We start from the raw sequence: 15,534 nt of genomic DNA, 5'->3' as shown, positions 1-15,534 counted from the left end.
AGGCCGATGACCCACCCGACAGCTCCCGGCGGCATTCTCGATCGTGCGCGGCATCTTTATGCCGTGCGGGTCTATTACGAGGACACCGACCTTTCGGGCATCACCTACCACGCCAACTACCTGCGCTGGTTCGAACGCGCGCGGTCCGACCTCTTGCGCCTGCTCGCCATCGACCAGCGCGCCGCGATCGAGGCGGGCGCGGGCGGGCGCGGGCGGGGGGCGTTCCGCCGCTGTTCAGGCAGGTCCTGCAAATCACTCTGGCCTGCGAATCCCGTTAAGGCTAATCGCGAGGCCGATGACCCACCCGACAGCTCCCGGCGGCATTCTCGATCGTGCGCGGCATCTTTATGCCGTGCGGGTCTATTACGAGGACACCGACCTTTCGGGCATCACCTACCACGCCAACTACCTGCGCTGGTTCGAACGCGCGCGGTCCGACCTCTTGCGCCTGCTCGCCATCGACCAGCGCGCCGCGATCGAGGCGGGCGAGGGGGCCTATGCCGTGTCCGAGGTGAACCTCAGATACCTGCGCCCCGCCAGGCTCGACGATGACGTGGTGATCGAGACGCGCTGCACCGAGCTCGGCGCGGCAAGCTGCCGGATGCACCAGGTCGCGCGGCGCCCCCATGCGGACGGATCGGAGGACCTGTGCGAGGCGACCCTGCGCGTCGGCTTCATCAGCCCCGAAGGGCGCCCCCGCCGCCAGCCCGCCGAGTGGCGCGCCGCCTTCAGGGCGTTCATGGACCAAGGAGAAAACTGACCCGTGCCCACCCCCTTGCTTGCTGCCGCGGCCGCCGCCGCCGGCCCGACCCGGCTCGACCCGCTCGAGCTGTTCCTCGCCGCCGACATCGTCGTGCAGGCGGTGATGATCGGGCTGATCCTCGCGAGCATCTGGACCTGGACGATCATCGTCTCCTTCTCCTTGCGGACCGGCCGGCTGGAGAGCAGGTCGCGCGATTACGAGGCCGAGTTCTGGGAAACCCGCGACCGCGAGGCGACCCTGACGAAACAGCAGCGGCGCGAGATCCCCTCGGCCCGCATCGCGGCGGCCGGGCTCGAGGAATGGAGGAAGTCGGTTTCCGGCGGGAAGATCGATGCCGATGCCGCGCGCCAGCGGATCGCTGCGGCGATGGAAAGCCAGGTCGCCTTCGAAGCGGACGAGCTCGCCGGTAGGCTCGGCTTTCTCGCCAGCACGGGATCGGTCGCGCCCTTCGTCGGCCTGTTCGGGACGGTGTGGGGGATCATGAACAGCTTCTTCCAGATCGGCGCGCAGCAGAGCGCGAGCCTTGCCGTCGTCGCCCCCGGCATCGCCGAGGCGCTGTTCGCGACCGCGATCGGCCTGTTCGCCGCGATCCCGGCCGTGATTGCGTACAACCGCTTTTCGAATAAGGTGAACCAATACGAGGCGCGGCTCCAGCGCTTCGCCGACCGGGTCCACGCCGGGCTCAGCCGCGAGCTGGACAAGGCCTGATGGGGGCCTCGCTCTCCCCCTCCTCGCACGGCAAGGGCCGTCGCCGTTCGCGCCGGGCCGCGATGGCGGAGATCAACGTGACCCCGCTGGTCGACGTGATGCTGGTGCTGCTCATCATCTTCATGGTGACGGTGACGCTGCCGGCCGTGGGCGTGCCGATCGAACTGCCCGAAAGCCGGGCGAGCCCGGTCGAGGAAGTGCCGGATACGGTCACGGTCAGCATCGACGGCGAGGGGCGCATCTATCTCGAGAACGACCCCGTCCCCGCGGGCGGTTTCCCCGAAGCGCTCGCCACGATCGACCGGGGCGGCGACGGTGCGCTGCCGACGCTGGTGCTGCGCGGCGACCGCGGGCTCGATTATGGTAGGGTGATGGCCGTGATGGGCGAAATGAACCGCGCGGGCTTCACCAGGATCGAACTGGTCACCGACGGTTCAGTCACGCCGCCATAGCGATGGTCCGGAAGATGGGAGAAACGGCGACATTCCGCAGCGAGGATCGCACCGGCCTGCTGGCCGCGCTGGTCCTGCACGCCCTGCTGGTGGCGGTGCTGGCGCTGCAATGGAACACGTCCGCGCCGCCGCCGGTGACGCAGCGCATGACGGTGAGCCTCGCGAGCGAAGTCGGGCTCGAGGCGACCGCGCCCGATCCCGTCCCCGAAAGCCGCGCCGCGATCGCGCCGACCCTTGCCGAAAGCCCCGCGCCGGAGGTCGAGCCGGAGCCCGAGCCCGAGCCTGCTCGGCCCCGCGCCGAAACCCCGCCGCCGCCGCCGACCCCGGCGCGACCCGCCGCGCGCGAACCCGCGCCGAGCCGAGAGCGCAGCCGCCCCGATCGCCGGCCCGCCCGCGAAACCCCGCGCCCGCCGGCGCGCGAGGAGCCCGCGGGCGGCAGCCGGATCGGGGAGAACTTCCTCGAAGGCGCGGGCTCCTCGACCACGACCGACGAAACGCGCATCCCCGCCTCGCGGATCGGGGCGAGCGCCAAGGCCTCGATCATCCAAGCGATCGTGCGCCAGATCCGCCCGCACTGGACCGCGCCCAGCGGGGCGGATGCCGAATTGCTGGTGACCGAACTCGCCTTCGATCTGAACGAGGACGGCAGCCTGAAAGGCCGTCCGCGCGTTCTGCGGCAGAGCGGGGTCAACGAAGCCAATCGCCCGCAGCAGGCGCTCCACGCCGAACGCGCCATCCGCGCCGTGCAACTCGCCGCGCCCTTCGATCTCCCGGACGAATATTACGAAGCCTGGAAGTCGATCCGGGGCGCGCGCTTCGATAGGAACCTTTCCCGATGACCAGGACATTCACCCTCCTTGCCTCCGTCGCCGCGATCGCCTGCGCCCCGGCGGGCCTTTCCGCCCAGACCGCCGATCTCGGCGAGCCGCTTGCCGAAGGCGGCGAGGTCGAAACCACGGAAACGCAGGCTTCGGGCGAGGATGCCGAGGGCGGGCTGACCTTCACCGTCACCGACGAATCCGACTGGTCCGACATCGGCGTCGCCATCCCCGCCTTCGCGACCGACCGCAACCGGCCCACGCCCGCGAGCAGCGACGGGACCGAGGCCCTCGGCCGCGAGATCGCGCGGGTCATCACCGCCAACCTGCGCGACAACGGCCTGTTCAAGCCGGTCGGCCCCGACAGCCTGCCGCAGCCCTCGTTTGCCCAGATCACCGCGCCTGCCTGGAACAACTGGTCGGGCCGCGGCGCGGAAATGCTCGTCCACGGCTATGTCCGCGCGCGCGACGACGACAAGCTGGTGGTCGGGTGTTACCTCTATGACGTCGCCCTGAAGGACGAACTGATCCGCGAAGGCTGGGTGGTGCGCCCGGCCGACTGGCGCCGCGCGGCGCACAAGTGTTCGGACCTCATCTATGCCCGGCTCACGGGCGAGGACCCGTTCTTCGACAGCCGCATCGCCTACATCGCCGAGACCGGCCCCAAGGACAACCGGGTGAAGCGCCTCGCCGTGATGGACAGCGACGGGGCGAACCACCGCTTCATCACGCTCGGCAGCGCGACCGCGCTGACCCCGCGCTATTCGCCCGACTATTCGAAGATCCTCTACCTTTCCTATGTCGACGGAAACCCGCGGATCTACGTCTACGACATCGGCTCGGGTCGGCAGAAGCTGGTGACCGAGAACGCCAACCCGACGCTCGCCCCGCGCTGGTCGCCGGACGGGCGGCACATCCTCTATTCGATGGCGGTCGCGGGCAACACCGACATCTACCGCGTGCCGGTGACGGGCGGGCAGGCCGAGCGGCTGACGGACGCGCCGGGCATCGACATCGCCGGCTCCTATTCGCCCGACGGGTCGAAGATCGTGTTCGAAAGCGACCGTTCGGGCGCGCAGCAGTGCTATGTCATGGACGCCGACGGATCCAACCAGAAGCGCATCAGCTTCTTCGGCGGGCGCTGCGCCACGCCCGAATGGAGCCCGCGCGGCGACCAGATCGCCTTCACGCGGATCGCGGGCGATTTCAACGTCGCCGTCATGACGCCATCGGGCGGCAATATGCGCGTGCTCACGCGCGGCTGGCAGGACGAGGCCCCGACCTGGGCGCCGAATGGCCGGATCATCCAGTTCTTCAGGACGGCCCGGAATTCCGGGCGGTCGTCCCTGTGGCAAGTCGACCTGACCGGTCGCAACGAGAGGAGGCTGCCGACGCCGGTGGACGCGTCGGATCCGGCATGGGGACCGATTCGCCCCTGATTTGTTAAATCGTGTAAAGTTGCCTGGGCCGACCGATAGGCCCGGCCGATTCAAAAGGAGAGCAGAACAGATGAACATCTCCCTTTCGCGCTGCGCCGCCGCCGCGCTCGTCACGTCTTCGCTTGCCCTCGCCGCCTGTTCCAAGAAGGCACCCGAGGAACTGCCGCCCGCGCCCGCCGAAACCTCGGCCCCGGCCGAGACCCGCGCCGCGCCCGCCCCGGCCGGCCCGCGCGCCGGCACGCAGGAGCATTTCGCCGACGCGGTGGGTTCGTCCACCACGATCTATTTCGACACCGATCGCTACAACGTCGACAGCGAGGATGCCGCCGCGCTCCAGGCCCAGGCGCAGTATTTCGCGCGCTACCCGCAGGTGACCTTCACCATCGAAGGCCATGCCGACGAACGCGGAACGCGCGAATACAACCTTGCGCTCGGCGAACGGCGCGCGAACGCGGCGAAGAACTATCTCGTCAGCCTCGGCGTGTCGGCCGACCGCATCCGCACGGTGAGCTACGGCAAGGAACGCCCGGTCGCGCTCGCCTCCACGCCCGAAGCCTGGGCGCGCAACCGCCGCGCGGCGAGCGTCATCATCGATTGATCGCGAAGTCCCGTCCCGCCGGTGCGGGCCGGGGCGCAGCTCAGCCCTGGATGACCGCCGCTTCGGCCGCGGTCACGGCGAGCGTGTCGAAGGCACGCGGCCCGTTCCGTTCGAGCGAGCCGGCCGCAAGGCACAGGCACGCCACGGCAAGCACCGAGGCGATGCTGGAAAGGGCAAGCTGCTGGCTCATCAAGGCGGGTCCTTCCTGCGGGGCTCCTGGCCGGGCATTGCCGGTGAGGATTTCGCAATGCAACATTTCATATAGCAACTGGTTCCCCGGTTTACCATCCTTTGCTTTCGCGCCCGGCTTCCCTAGACTGCGGCCATCATGGCTTCGACCAACGACATCACCGCCCCCGGGCCGGACCTGCCCGGATGAGCCGCGCGCGCCGTTCGAACGACTGGGGATTCCCGCGCTGGCGTGGCTATGATGCCTCGCGCGAGGCGACGACGGTGCGCCTGTGCGACCGCCACGGTTGCGAGGAGAAGGGCGATTGCCCCGCGCCCAAGGCGCCGAACAGCCCCGAACGGTGGTATTTCTGCCAGCGCCACGCGGCGGAATACAATTCCAAGTGGGACTATTTCCAGGGCCTGGAAAAGGCCGAACGGGCCGAGCGCGCCAAGGCCGAGCGGGCGGAGAGCGCGGGCTATGCCGAAGCCTCGCACTATGGTTGGGCCGGTTCGGGCGACGGATCGCGCAGCGCGGACGAGATGCGCGCGCTCGAACTGCTCGGGCTGGAGGCGGATGCGGAAATGGAGGCGATCAAGAAGGCCTATCGCCACCGTGCCAAGCAGGTGCACCCGGACGTGAAACCGGGCGACGAGGAAGCGGCCAGACAGTTCCAGTCGCTGCAGGTGGCCTACGAGGTCCTGCGCGCGGCCGAGGAACGGCGCACCTGGCGGGGCTAGGCCTGCCGCCGGTCAATCCGTTTTCGGTCCTGCAAAACCCTTGCCCGCCGCATCGATTTCCGGGTTCGGGGTGTCGTTCCACCAGGCGACATCGCTCCATGGGCGCACGTCGATTTCGTGGCTCCAGCACCCGCGTGGCTGCTGCGCGAGGTGCCAGTAGGTCTCGGCCAGGACTGCCGGGTCGATCACGCCTTCCGGGCCTTTCCTCGCCTTGAACGCCTCGTATTTCCCGCCCAGCAGCCGCCCCAGCGTATCGGGCGAATCCACCGCCCCGTCGACGATGACATGGGCGACGTGAATGCCTTGCGGGGCGAATTCGGCATTGAGCGTCTGGCACAGCATCCGTCGCCCGCCCATCGCGGCCGCATGGCTGTGCTGGCCGGCATTGCCGCGCATCGCCGCGGTCGCAGAGGTGACCAGCAGCGTGCCGTGCCGCCCGCCGCGCTTCGCCCGCTCGACCATCGAGGGAAAGGCCGCATGGGCGAGCCGGAACAGGCCGAAACAGGCGAGTCGCCAGCCCAGTTCGAAGGTGCGGTGGGGCGTGTCGGCAAGGCTGCGGTTGCCAATCTGCGCGCCGAGATTGTAGAGCATCGCCTCGATCGGCCCGATATCGCGCTCGACATGTTCGACGAGGTCCTCGATCGCGCCGTCCTCGGCCGCGTTCATCAACCTGCCCGTGGCGCTGCCGCCTGCCGCTTCGATCGCGCCGACGAGCCGGGCGAGCCCTTCCTCGTCCGAACGGCGGGCGAGCACCGCGTGATACCCGCCTTCGGCGAAGCGCCTCGCCGCCTTTCCGCCGATCCCTGCGCCCGCCCCGATCACGAGGAAGACCGGCTTTCTCGGGTCAGACATGGTCGAGCGCCTGTGCGAAATCGGCGATGAGATCGTCCGCGTCCTCGATCCCCACGCTGATCCGCACGAGGCTGTCGGTGATGCCGAGCTGCTGGCGCCGCCCGTGCGGGACCGACAGGTGCGTCATCGAGGCGGGATGGCTGGCGAGCGTCTCGGTCCCGCCGAGGCTCACCGCGAGCTTGGCGATTGTGAGGTTGTCGAGGAAACGGAAGCATTCCTCCTCGCCCCCTTCGAGGAAGAGCGAGAAGGTCGATCCCGCCCCGAGGCAGTGGCGATCATAGATGTCCTGCTGGCGCGCGTCCTCGATCATGCCGAGATAGCCGAGCCCGGCGACCTTGGGATGGCTTTTCAGGAAGGCGCAGACCTTGGCCGCGTTCTCGCCCGCGCGCTGCATCCTCAGTTCGACCGTCTCGAGGCTGCGCAGGAGCATCCAGGCCGTGTTCGGATCGACGATCCCGCCCATCGTGTTCCTCAATGCGCGCACCGGGTCCATCCATTTCTTCGCGCCCGCTATGGAGCCCGCGACGAGATCCGAATGGCCGCCGACATACTTGGTCAGCGAATAGGCGACGATGTCCGCGCCGTGATCGAGCGGTCGCTGCCACAGTGGGCCGAGAAAGGTGTTGTCGATCGCGATCGGGGTCTCGCCTGCGTCGAGCACGGCATCGCGCGCGGCCTTCACCGCCTCGATGTCGACCAGCGCATTGGTCGGATTGCCGGGGCTTTCGAGATAGACCAGCGCGACCTTGCCGCCCTGTTCGTCGGCCTGGGCCTTGGCCCTTGCCATCACGTCGTCCAGCTGCTCGCGGCTCGCCCCGGCCGGGAAATCGACATAGGTCACGCCGAAGCGGCTGAGCACCTTGGCGACGAAGCCCTCGGACGCGGCATAGAGCGGGCCGGAATGGACGACCACGTCGTTCTGGTTGGCATAGGCCATCATCAGGATGCAGATCGCGGTCATGCCGCTGGAGAAGGTCAGCGCGTCCTCCGCGCCGTCCCACACGGCGAGGCGATCCTCGAGGATTTCCTGGTTCGGCCCGTTGAAGCGCGAATAGACGAGACCTTCCGCCCCGCCTTCGCGCAGCCCGGTGATGCCTTCGAAATGGCGCTTGCCCGCGGCCGCGCTTTCGAAGGCAAAGGTCGAGGTAAGGAAGATCGGGGCCTTCAGCGACCCCTCGGACAGGGCCGGGTCGTAGCCGAGGCCCATCATCAGGGTCGAAGGCTTCAGTTCGCGCCCGGCGATGGTGGTCTTTTCCGGCTTGGGCTTGCGGCGCGGGAGTGGGGTATCGGCGGCGTCGATCGCGTCCGTCACGGGCGAAATCCTTCCTTGTCTCGCGCTCCCAGGAAGGCAGGAGCTCTCTCCTTCATGAGGCCCGGGGCGCCCGTTCCTAACCTCCGCAGGAACGCCTCTCCTCTCCGGGACTCGCAGGGCTCTTGAGGTATCGCGCGGCCCCCTGCGGCGCAAGGCGCGCGGGATGCGCCGTGCGAGGGGGCGGTTGCAGGAAAAGGGAAGGGCGCGGGAGCGGCGCGAATCTGCTATGGATCGCAGGACGCAGCAGGCAGGACCGGCGAAAAGGGGGGCCTGATGGACGATCCGTTCCAGATGCAGCGCGAGCTGCGATACGGCGCACCGGTATGCGACACCATTCTGACCGGGCGCTTCTTCTCGATCGGCTATTCCTGGTATTTCAGGCAGGCGAAGTGGACGCTCGAGATCGTGCGCCGCGGGGGCAAGGAATTCATGCCCGATGCGTTCGACAAGAGCGAGCGGCTCGATAATTTCCGCGCCGACAAGCGCCTGCCCTATCGCTTCCGCGGCTCGCTCAACGCCTACAAGGGCAGCGGCTATGATCGTGGCCACCTTGTCGCGAGCGCCAATGCCAGCCTGCGAAGCATCGAGAATTCGGAAAGCTTCCTGCTGTCGAACATGTCGCCGCAGACCGCCGCCTTCAACCGGCAGGGCTGGCGCAGGCTGGAAGAGCAGGTGCGCGATCTGAACGACCGCGACGAGGTGCTCGAAGTCTATGTCCTCAACTGCCCTTTCTTCGATTTCACCAGGAAGCTCGAGATCATCGGCGACGACGAGGACGAATTCGGCATCAGCATCCCCGTGCCGCACGGCTTCGTGAAATCGGTGCTGGCAGAACTCCGCACCGGGCGGCTCGACCTCTGGACATTCCTCCTGCCGAACGAGGCGATCGATCGGCCGCTGGGCGACTACCTGGTCAAGACCTATGATGCCGAACAGCTCATCGGCGGCGTTTTCTGGGATCGGATCGCCGGCGGCGACATGCACGACCTCAAACGTGTGACGAACACGATGTGGTAGGCTTGCAGGTCGGCTAGACCACCGCCGCCACCGCCCAGACGCCCGCGACGATCAGCACCACGCCGGCAAGGTCTAGGACTAGCCCCGCGCCCACCATGCGCTCGATCCTGATGCGCCCGGTGCTCCACGCGATCGCGTTGGGTCCGGTCCCGGCGGGCAGCATGAAGCCCCAGCTCGAGGCGAGCGCGGCGGGCATGGCGAGGAGGATCGGGTCGGCCTCGAGCGCGACGGTGAGCGCGGCGACGACCGGGATGATCGCGCTGGCGGTGGCGACATTGCTCGCGAATTCGGTGACGATCACGATCATCGCGACCAGCGCCAGCGCGACCAGCGGCAGCGGCCAGTCCTCCAGCGGGAGCAGGGCCTGCCCGAGCCAGTCGGCAAGGCCCGATTCCTGCATTCCCGCGGCCAGCGCAAGCCCGCCGCCGAACATCAGGATCATCCCCCAGGGCGCGCGGTCCGCCTCGCGCCAGAGCAGCAGCGGGCGGCCTGTCCCGTCGGGCAGGATGAACAGCGCGAAGCTCGCGATGATCGCGATGGTCCCGTCGCCCCACGAACCCTCCGGCAGGTAGGGCGTCACCAGCGGGCGGGTCATCCAGGCGAGGAAGGTGAGGGCGACGATCGACGTGAGCCTGACCTCGGGCGTGCTCCAGTCCGGCTTGCAGGCGATCGCCTCGCGCGCTGCCGCGACGTCGAAGGGATGCTCGCCGACGCGCTGGAGCCGTGCGATGATGAAGGCCGCGACCGGCACGCCGAGGATAACGATCGGAATGCCGTAGAGCGACCATTGCGCGAAGCTGATCCGCATGCCGATGCCGGTGTCGAGCAGGCCGATCGCGATGGCATTGGTGGGCGAACCGACGATCGTGCCGAGCCCGCCGATCGAGGAGGCGAAGGCGATGCCCATGGGCAGGGCGCCGGAGAGCCCCTCCTTGAACGGCTCCGCGTCCGCCCCGGCGGTCGGAGCGGCGCGGTCCGCGCCCGCAAGCGCTTCTCCGCCGGCGAGCACCGCCAGGGCCATCGGCATCATGATCAGCGTCGTCGAGGTGTTCGAGATCAGCATAGAAAGCAGCGCCGCGGCGATCATGAAGGCGAGCAGCAGCCGGGTCCTGCCTCCACCCGCGCCGACCACCCGCAGGATCGCGAGGCTCAATCGCTTGTGCAGCCCGGTCCGCTCGATGCAGAGCGCGATGAAGGCGCCGCCCAGGAGCAGGAAGAGGATCGGCGAATAATAGGTGCTCGCGGTTTCGGCCGCGGTCGAAACCCCGCCGAAGGGCAGGACGAGGAAGGGGAGCAGCGCGGTCACGGTGAGCGGGACCGCCTCGGTCATCCACCAGCTTGCCATCCACAGGACGAGCCCGGCGACCAGCCACGCCTCGCCCGGCATTCCGCCGGGAGGCTGGGTGAAGACCGTCAGCGCGAAGGCGAGCGGGCCGATCACCAGTCCGATCCGGCGCGCATCCATCCCGTGTCACACTCCCCCTTCGTGCCCGTGTGCCTTGCCAGCGGCGGCGGCTTGGCACACTAATCGCGGAGCATGGGCACGAGGGCAAGCCTGCTCGCCGGATCGAAGGCGGCTGCGATGGGCACTGGTCGGCATGGGCCTGCCCACCGCCTTCGCCCTGCTGGTCGCCGCCGGGCTTGCCGCGGGCGATCCGCTTGCGGCGCTCGGGCTCGTGCTGTTTCCCCCGGTCGCCGGGTTCCTTGCGGCCGGGATCGGGCTGATCGTATTCGGCTGGCCGCTGACCGCGTGGCTCCACCGCAAGGGCCGCGAAAGCTGGCGCGCCTATGTCCTGCCGGGAACGGCAGCCGGCGCGATGATCGTGCTGGCGGCGACCTATGCGCTCGTCGGGGAGGCGGTTGCCGGCCTTGTTCCCGGCCTTTTCGGCGGGCTCACCGGCGGGGCGACCGCGCATTTCTGGTGGACCTACGCCCGCCGGGACCGCGCCATGGTCCACGCGCCGAGCCTCGAGGCGATCTTCGAATGAGGCGCGCGGGGGCCGCCCGCGCAGGCGCGGCCCCATCGAGACGACGAGATTCTGCGGGCTACCCGCAGCGGGAGCGGTCGTATCCCGGAGAGCACGGCCGTGACCGGAGTCCCCTGTCGCGGAAGGTCCCGGGCCACCGGCAGGATCGGCACGCCGGGCGCGCGGTCATCCCGGCACGGCCCGAGCCAGCCAAGGACACCTACTTGGGCGCGAGCACCATCAGCATCTGCCGTCCCTCGAGCCGGGGGAAGGCTTCGACCTTGGCGATCTCCTCGACATCTTCCTGCACGCGTTTGAGCAGGTCCATGCCGAGATGCTGGTGCGCCATTTCGCGCCCGCGGAAGCGCAGCGTGACCTTGACCTTGTCGCCGTTGCCGATGAACTTGTTCACGTTCTTCATCTTCACGTCGTAATCATGCGTGTCGATGTTCGGACGCATCTTCACTTCCTTGATGTCCTGCGTCTTCTGCGTCTTGCGCGCCGCGTTGGCCTTTTTCTGGGCCTCGTAGCGGTACTTGCCGACATCGAGGAACTTGCACACCGGCGGGTCCGCGTTGGGGGACACTTCGACGAGGTTCAGGCCCTTGTCCTGCGCCTGTTCGATCGCTTCGCGGGTGTACATGACTCCGAGGTTCTCGCCCTCATCGTCGATGACGCGGACCTTGGGAACCTGGATGAATTGATCGTAGCGAGGGCCGCTTTTGACGGGCGGGGCCATCGAACGCCGGGGTGGACGGGCTATGTGTGTTCTCCTGTTGCTGCCTTGGAACGAGTCTTCAATGTAATGGGAATCGCGCAGTTGCGCCAGATGGAGTCTCAGGCTGCCGCGCGAAACAACGGAAACCGCACCACCCGCTCCTTCGTCGCCACCACGGCGTCGACCTCCCGCGCGGGGCCGAGCGCGGCGAGGATTTCGGGCGCGCCCGCGTCCATCCCGCCGGTATAGGCCCCGAAGGCGGGGAGAATCATGCGCTCCACCGCGCCCGACCGGCTGACGACGCCGCACGGGCGGGCGATGTGCCGCTCGCGCAGCTTCACCCGCAGCTTGGGATGGAAATGGCCCGAAAGTTCGGCGCGGGTTTCGCCCGGCTTCGCCTCGTGCCGCAGGACGATGCCCGAAACTTCCAGTTCCTCGGCCAGTTGCGCGCCGAAGCTTGCCTGCTGGCCCGCATCGTGATTGCCGGTGATCCAGATCCAGTCGAGCGCGCGGGTGAGGGAGCCGAGCATCCCGGCGGCGTAGGGATCGAGCCTGGCGGTTCCCGCATCATCGTGGAAATTGTCCCCCAGCGTGATCACCCGCCGCGCCCCCGTCGCCTTCACCGCGTCGGCCAGCCGTTCCAGCGTTTCGCGGCTGTCGTAGGGCGGGAGGAGCGCGCCGTGCTGCGCGTACCAGCTGCCCTTTTCGAGATGCAGGTCGGCAACCAGCAGCGCGCGCTCGCGCGGCCAGTAGAGCGCGCCGCTCCGCGTCAGGGCGAATTCCTCTCCGGCGAGGTCGAACGGGGCGAACGAAACGGGAACCATCAGCCCCCCTCTGCCCCGCCTGCCGCGCGAAGGCAAGAGCCCCGTCGGGGGATTCGCCGGGGCGTCCGGGCAATCGGCGCGCGCCCGGCAAAGCCGATTGACAGGCCGGGCGCGGGCCGTGATTGTCCCGGCCGCAATGAGAGACGGGGATCACGAATGAACGAATGGGCAGCCCACACCGCGCGGGCCAAGGAATGGTTCGAGGAGCTGCGCGACCGGATCTGCGCCGAATTCGAGGCGATCGAGCGCGAGGCGGGATCGGACGCGGCCTTTCAGTACACGCCCTGGGACCGCGAGGAAGAGGGCAATGACGACCCCGGCGGCGGGGTGCAGGGCCTGATGAAGGGCCGCGTCTTCGAGAAGGTCGGGGTCAACGTCTCGACCGTGCGCGGCAATTTCTCCAGGGAATTCGCAGGCCAGGTCAACGGGGCGAGCGCGGAGGCGCCGGGCTTCACCGCGACCGGCATCAGCCTCGTCGCGCACATGGCGAACCCGCACGTGCCCGCGGTCCACATGAACACGCGCTTCCTCACGACGGCGAAGGCGTGGTTCGGGGGCGGGGCGGATCTCAACCCGCCGATCCCCTACGAAGAGGACACCGAGGAATTTCACGCCGCCATGCGCGCGGCCTGCGCGGGCCACAATCCGACCTATTACGAGCGTTACAGGAAGTGGGCTGACGATTATTTCTACATCCCCCACCGCGAAACCCATCGCGGCGTCGGCGGCATCTTCTACGACCATCTCGAATGCACGGATGACGCGAGCTTCGAACGCAATTTCGCCTTCACGCAGGACGTGGGCAAGGCCTTCCTCGACATCTTCCCGAAACTGGTGAGGAAGCGGATGGGCCAGGATTTCGACGCCGCCGACGAGGCGCGGCAGCTCGAATACCGGGGCCGCTACGCCGAATTCAACCTGGTCTACGACCGCGGCACGATCTTCGGGCTCAAGACCGGCGGCAACATCGACGCCATCCTGATGAGCCTGCCGCCGCGCGCGACGTGGAGCTGACGCGCCCTTAGCGCTTGCCGTGCGGGCGGGCGCGGCACATATTCGCAGGCGATGCTGCGCCAGTACGAACTCGTCGAGAAGGTCAAGACCTACGATCCCGACGCCGACGAGGCGGCGCTGAACCGTGCCTATGTCTACACCGTGCAGAAGCACGGCACGCAGAAACGCGCGTCGGGCGATCCCTATTTCAGCCACCCGATCGAGGTCGCCGGGCTGATGACCGACCTCCAGCTCGACCAGCAGACGATCATCACCGCGCTGCTCCACGACACGGTCGAGGACACGCTGGCGACGATCGACGACATCGAGGCGCATTTCGGCCCCGAGGTCGCGCGGCTGGTCGACGGGGTGACCAAGCTGTCCAAGATCGAGGCCATGCCCGAGAACGAGCGGGCGGCCGAGAACCTGCGCAAATTCCTGCTCGCCATGTCCGAGGACATCCGCGTCCTGCTGGTCAAGCTCGCCGACCGGCTGCACAACATGCGCACGCTACATTTCATCAAGTCGCCCGAAAAGCGCCAGCGCATCGCCCGCGAAACGATGGATATCTACGCCCCGCTCGCCGAACGGGTGGGAATGTACGAATACATGCGCGAAATGCAGGCGCTCGCCTTTCGTGAACTGGAACCGGAAGCCTACACCACCATCACCAGACGGCTCGAACAGCTTCGCAGCCAGGACGGCGGACAGGTCGATGCGATCGCCCTGAAGATCAAGCAGGCGCTGGCCGAGGCGGGGCTCAAGGTCGAGGTTACGGGACGCGAAAAGCATCCCTATTCGATCTGGACCAAGATGAGCGAACGTCATGTCTCCTTCGAACAGGTGACCGACATCATGGCCTTCCGTGTCATCACCGAAAGCGAGGCGGACTGCTACCGCGCGCTGGGCGTGCTGCACACGACGTGGCAGTTCCTGCCCGGCCGGTTCAAGGACTATATCTCGACCCCCAAGACCAACGGCTATCGCAGCTTGCACACCTCGCTGATGTACGAGAACTCGATGCGGGTCGAAGTCCAGATCCGCACCCGCGAGATGCACCGCCGCAACGAATTCGGCCTCGCCGCGCACTGGGCCTACAAGCAGCACGACAAGGCCGACGGGCAGGTCGGCTGGCTGCGCGACCTCATCGAGATCGTCGATGCGAGCCACGATGCCGAGGAACTGCTCGAACACACCCGCATGGCGATCTACCAGGACCGGATCTTCGCCTTCACCCCCAAGGGCGCGCTGTTCCAGCTGCCCAAGGGCGCGACTTCGGTCGATTTCGCCTTCGCGGTGCACACCGATCTCGGCCTTGCGACGGTCGGCGCGAAGATCAACGGGCGGCACATGCCGCTGCGGACTCCGCTCCACAACGGCGACGTGGTGGAGATCATCAAGGGCGCGAATGCCGAACCGCAGCTGTCATGGCTCGGCTTCGTCGTCACCGGCAAGGCGCGGGCCGCGATCCGGCGTTCGGTGCGGATGAAGGAACGCGCCGAGGTCGCCTCGATCGGGGAAAAGCTGTTCGACGAGATCGCCGCGCGGGTTCCGGCACGGATCGGCAAGAAGGCGATCAAGGCCGCGCTCGAAAGGCTCGAAATGGAAGAGCCCGAGGACCTCATGTTCGCGATCGGAGCGGCCAAGCTGTCGGACCGGGAAGTCATGGAGGCGCTCGTCCCCGGCTGCACCGCCGATCTCGAAGAGGACGAGGAATGGCCGAGCCGCGAGCGGGTGATCTCGATCCGCGGGCTGACGCCCGGCGTCGCCTTCGAACTCGCGGCCTGCTGCCACCCCGTGCCCGGCGACCGGATCGTGGGCATCAGGCGCAAGGGCGAGCCGGTGCTGGTCCACGCGATCGACTGCCTCGAACTTGCCAGCGGGGTCGACACCGACTGGCTCGACCTGTCGTGGGGCAAGCGCTCGCACGGGGCGGTCGGGCGGCTCGGCGTGACGCTTTACGACCGGCCGGGCACGCTTGCGGAAATGGCCGGCATCTTCGCCCAGAACAAGGCCAACGTCACCAGCCTCGTCCAGACGCAGCTCGATCATCCCTTCACCAGCTACGAGATCGACGCCTGGGTGCAGGACCTCGCCCATCTCACCCGCATCCTCTCCGCCCTGCGCGCGAGCGACGCGGTGGCGCAGGCGGAGCGGATCTGAC

Annotated in this window: 17 protein-coding genes; 11 read left to right on the top strand and 6 right to left on the bottom strand. The window is 67.9% G+C overall.

Features of this window, described 5'->3' with window-relative positions:
- The first annotated feature begins 295 nt into the window (after window positions 1-295).
- From BLU08_RS07485 to pal, 6 genes are all read left to right on the top strand, one after another.
- Window positions 296-760: a YbgC/FadM family acyl-CoA thioesterase gene (locus BLU08_RS07485; protein WP_090197594.1), complete on the top strand. Its 465-nt coding sequence runs from the start codon at window positions 296-298 to the stop codon at window positions 758-760.
- 3 nt (window positions 761-763) lie between these two features.
- Window positions 764-1,471, top strand: coding sequence for a protein TolQ (gene tolQ / locus BLU08_RS07480; RefSeq protein WP_090197590.1), 708 nt, complete (start codon window positions 764-766; stop codon window positions 1,469-1,471).
- Window positions 1,471-1,923, top strand: coding sequence for a biopolymer transporter ExbD (locus BLU08_RS07475; protein ID WP_090197587.1), 453 nt, complete (start codon window positions 1,471-1,473; stop codon window positions 1,921-1,923). The genes tolQ and BLU08_RS07475 overlap by 1 nt, the downstream gene beginning before the upstream one ends.
- A 14-nt stretch (window positions 1,924-1,937) precedes the next feature.
- The gene (locus BLU08_RS07470; protein WP_090201149.1) at window positions 1,938-2,762 is read left to right on the top strand and encodes a hypothetical protein; all 825 of its coding nucleotides are present in this window, start codon (window positions 1,938-1,940) and stop codon (window positions 2,760-2,762) included.
- Window positions 2,759-4,180: a Tol-Pal system beta propeller repeat protein TolB gene (tolB, locus tag BLU08_RS07465; RefSeq protein ID WP_090197584.1), complete on the top strand. Its 1,422-nt coding sequence runs from the start codon at window positions 2,759-2,761 to the stop codon at window positions 4,178-4,180. The genes BLU08_RS07470 and tolB overlap by 4 nt, the downstream gene beginning before the upstream one ends.
- A 70-nt stretch (window positions 4,181-4,250) precedes the next feature.
- Complete coding sequence (gene pal / locus BLU08_RS07460) at window positions 4,251-4,778, top strand: peptidoglycan-associated lipoprotein Pal (RefSeq protein WP_090197580.1); 528 nt, start codon at window positions 4,251-4,253, stop codon at window positions 4,776-4,778.
- 40 nt (window positions 4,779-4,818) lie between these two features.
- On the opposite strand, the gene BLU08_RS15155 is transcribed toward pal, so the two are convergent.
- Entirely contained in the window at window positions 4,819-4,968 is a 150-nt protein-coding gene (locus BLU08_RS15155) for a hypothetical protein (RefSeq protein ID WP_157674480.1), read from the bottom strand.
- A gap of 185 nt (window positions 4,969-5,153) precedes the next feature.
- Here BLU08_RS15155 and BLU08_RS07455 point away from each other — a divergent pair, with 185 nt between their 5' ends.
- Window positions 5,154-5,687, top strand: a complete 534-nt coding sequence (locus BLU08_RS07455) for a J domain-containing protein (RefSeq protein ID WP_090197574.1) — start codon at window positions 5,154-5,156, stop codon at window positions 5,685-5,687.
- Between the two features lie 12 nt (window positions 5,688-5,699).
- Here the strand turns inward: BLU08_RS07455 and BLU08_RS07450 are convergent, their stop codons facing one another.
- Window positions 5,700-6,539: an SDR family NAD(P)-dependent oxidoreductase gene (locus BLU08_RS07450; RefSeq protein ID WP_090197570.1), complete on the bottom strand. Its 840-nt coding sequence runs from the start codon at window positions 6,537-6,539 to the stop codon at window positions 5,700-5,702.
- Entirely contained in the window at window positions 6,532-7,851 is a 1,320-nt protein-coding gene (locus BLU08_RS07445) for a cystathionine gamma-synthase family protein (protein ID WP_090197566.1), read from the bottom strand. The genes BLU08_RS07450 and BLU08_RS07445 overlap by 8 nt, the downstream gene beginning before the upstream one ends.
- 273 nt (window positions 7,852-8,124) lie before the next feature.
- On the opposite strand from BLU08_RS07445, the gene BLU08_RS07440 reads away from it, so the two are divergent.
- A complete protein-coding gene (locus BLU08_RS07440) occupies window positions 8,125-8,868 on the top strand; it encodes a DNA/RNA non-specific endonuclease (RefSeq protein ID WP_090197563.1) in 744 nt (247 codons plus the stop codon).
- A 13-nt stretch (window positions 8,869-8,881) separates the two neighbouring features.
- Here BLU08_RS07440 and BLU08_RS07435 read toward each other — a convergent pair whose 3' ends face one another.
- Entirely contained in the window at window positions 8,882-10,333 is a 1,452-nt protein-coding gene (locus BLU08_RS07435; RefSeq protein ID WP_090197559.1) for a DASS family sodium-coupled anion symporter, read from the bottom strand.
- Between the two features lie 133 nt (window positions 10,334-10,466).
- On the opposite strand from BLU08_RS07435, the gene BLU08_RS07430 reads away from it, so the two are divergent.
- Window positions 10,467-10,856 carry a hypothetical protein gene (locus BLU08_RS07430; RefSeq protein ID WP_090197556.1) on the top strand — a complete coding sequence of 130 codons (390 nt, stop codon included), beginning with the start codon at window positions 10,467-10,469 and terminating at the stop codon, window positions 10,854-10,856.
- Between the two features lie 199 nt (window positions 10,857-11,055).
- Here the strand turns inward: BLU08_RS07430 and infC are convergent, their stop codons facing one another.
- Complete coding sequence (infC, locus tag BLU08_RS07425) at window positions 11,056-11,574, bottom strand: translation initiation factor IF-3 (protein WP_090197553.1); 519 nt, start codon at window positions 11,572-11,574, stop codon at window positions 11,056-11,058.
- A 98-nt stretch (window positions 11,575-11,672) separates the two neighbouring features.
- Window positions 11,673-12,377 (bottom strand): ligase-associated DNA damage response endonuclease PdeM, encoded by a 705-nt coding sequence (pdeM, locus tag BLU08_RS07420; protein WP_090197549.1) that lies wholly within the window; start codon window positions 12,375-12,377, stop codon window positions 11,673-11,675.
- 156 nt (window positions 12,378-12,533) lie between these two features.
- On the opposite strand from pdeM, the gene hemF reads away from it, so the two are divergent.
- Window positions 12,534-13,391, top strand: a complete 858-nt coding sequence (gene hemF / locus BLU08_RS07415; RefSeq protein WP_090197545.1) for an oxygen-dependent coproporphyrinogen oxidase — start codon at window positions 12,534-12,536, stop codon at window positions 13,389-13,391.
- A gap of 51 nt (window positions 13,392-13,442) precedes the next feature.
- The gene (locus tag BLU08_RS07410) at window positions 13,443-15,533 is read left to right on the top strand and encodes a bifunctional (p)ppGpp synthetase/guanosine-3',5'-bis(diphosphate) 3'-pyrophosphohydrolase (RefSeq protein ID WP_090197542.1); all 2,091 of its coding nucleotides are present in this window, start codon (window positions 13,443-13,445) and stop codon (window positions 15,531-15,533) included.
- Window position 15,534: the final 1 nt, after the last annotated feature.

Source organism: Erythrobacter sp. HL-111, from assembly GCF_900105095.1.
Lineage (GTDB): Bacteria > Pseudomonadota > Alphaproteobacteria > Sphingomonadales > Sphingomonadaceae > Erythrobacter.
The sequence above is the reverse complement of the archived record's forward strand: the minus strand, read 5'-3'. Positions and strand labels throughout refer to the sequence as shown.